Consider the following 401-nt stretch of genomic DNA (forward strand, 5'->3'; position numbering starts at 1 on the left):
AGATGTGTATAAGAGACAGATATTGATCAGTAAAACGCTTACTTTTAAAGGTACGAGTTTTAAAGCTGCAGCCATTGAGTGCTTCTGCTTTTTTTAATCGTGTTTCATAACTGTCTTGATGTAAATAGTCTCTTGGCAGTTGCTCTGTATAGGTTTGTCTATCCTTACGGTATTTACTTTCGTTTCTAGTACGCTTTCTTATTTCAGCCGCTTTTTCAGGGTTATCTCTCCGAAACTCCTCTCTTCGAACCACCGCCTCCTCATCTAAGGCGAGCTGTTTAATGGTTTTATCTTTTGCTCTTGTTGGGTCTCTGCCAGGGTTCTCAGCGCACCACTGGTTAATTGCGTTAATACGATTTTCTCTTTTAATTTTTTCTCGTTCTTCATGAGTTAAACCGTCG

Annotated in this window: 1 pseudogene; it reads right to left on the reverse strand. The window is 39.7% G+C overall.

What is annotated here, in order from left to right:
• Positions 1 to 401 (reverse strand): annotated as a pseudogene (locus JIG37_RS22550) (hypothetical protein); the annotation flags it as partial.

Source organism: Pseudoalteromonas sp. bablab_jr010 (assembly GCF_016464105.1).
GTDB lineage: Bacteria > Pseudomonadota > Gammaproteobacteria > Enterobacterales > Alteromonadaceae > Pseudoalteromonas > Pseudoalteromonas simplex.